The sequence below is a fragment of the Klebsiella sp. MS 92-3 genome, assembly GCF_000195655.1.
GTDB lineage: Bacteria > Pseudomonadota > Gammaproteobacteria > Enterobacterales > Enterobacteriaceae > Klebsiella > Klebsiella pneumoniae.
Genome location: NZ_GL882826.1, coordinates 9808 through 10919, shown reverse-complemented (window position 1 = coordinate 10919; position 1112 = coordinate 9808). Strand labels below are relative to the sequence as shown.

Annotated in this window: 2 protein-coding genes; one reads left to right on the top strand and one right to left on the bottom strand. The window is 55.8% G+C overall.

Annotated elements, in window-relative coordinates; genetic code table 11:
• The first annotated feature begins 261 nt into the window (after nucleotides 1–261).
• The gene (locus HMPREF9538_RS09630) at nucleotides 262–840 is read left to right on the top strand and encodes a TetR/AcrR family transcriptional regulator (protein ID WP_009485571.1); all 579 of its coding nucleotides are present in this window, start codon (nucleotides 262–264) and stop codon (nucleotides 838–840) included.
• On the opposite strand, the gene HMPREF9538_RS09635 is transcribed toward HMPREF9538_RS09630, so the two are convergent.
• Nucleotides 816–1112: iron-containing redox enzyme family protein (locus HMPREF9538_RS09635; RefSeq protein WP_032457179.1), on the bottom strand; the 297-nt coding region annotated here is incomplete at its 5' end. The genes HMPREF9538_RS09630 and HMPREF9538_RS09635 overlap by 25 nt on opposite strands.

Below are 1112 nucleotides of genomic sequence, written 5' to 3'. Positions count from 1 at the left end.
CTAAATCAGTAAGTTGGCAGCATCACCTCATTCACAGCTTATGTGTATAAAGGTCCGAATAATACGTCGGTTCAGAAACATAAGGACATGACTTGTGTATGTCTACGCAATCTTGTTTTTATTGAGGGAACCGACGCCGCATAAACCGCGGCTGATTTACTTTTTGCCCGTCTGGCGGCAAGATCCGGCATAATGCACCGCTGTCGCAGGACGGCCGTGTCACCGGCAATCGTGACAGCGAACCATTCGACAGGAAAACGCATGAAGCCAAAACAAGCGGACATTCTCCGCCACGCCAGCGCGCTGTTTAATCGCGAAGGATATCAGTCGCCCAGCATCGAGCGGATTGCTGAACATGCTGGCATCTCCAAAATGACCTTCTACCGCTATTACGCCGATAAAGAGGCGCTCATTCTGGCTATCCTCAAGCAGAAAGAGAGCGAATTTATGCAGGATCTGGCGCAGATCACCGCGGATAAAGCCAGCGCGCGGGAAAAGCTGTTTGCCGTGTTCGACTACTACCATCGCTGGTTTACCTGCGAAACGTTCCACGGCTGCATGTTTACCCGCGCGCTGTTTGAATATGGCGCGTCATCGCCGGCGATCCGGGAGCAATGCTCCCGATTTAAGTCGCTCCTCTGGCAGTTCTTCCGCGATATCCTTCTGCAGGTGTTAAAACCGGAACCTGCCGAGCGGGTGGCCATGATGATGGTGATGCTCATCGATGGCGCCATCGCCGCCCAGCAGGCCGAGTCCGCCGAATGCCGGGAGATCCCGCCAGGGGTGACCGCCTGGAGCGCGGCCAAAGCGCTTATTTACTCAGAAGGCGGTACGCTGTGAGATGATAAGCTGCCGCCCAGCGACTGCAGGGCCGCCAGCAGACCATCATAGTAATCGTTGCAGGTTTGCAGACGCAGCGCGGCGCCAAAGAAGACCTCCTCCATCGCCGCCGGATGTTTTTTGCCAATCGGCACAATCACATTGTTCAGCCAGCCGTCCGCATGGCCGATGTCGACCGTGATATGTTCGGCATAGTAATGCACGTCGCGATCGGAAAGCCCAATCCGCCGACAGCCCGCCACCAGTTTTTCATACTGCGGCGGGGCGGGCAG

What these genes read in the sequence shown, in the direction of transcription:
- HMPREF9538_RS09630 (WP_009485571.1), top strand. Translation starts at nt 262, where the DNA reads ATGAAGCCAAAACAAGCGGACATTCTCCGCCACGCCAGCGCGCTGTTT.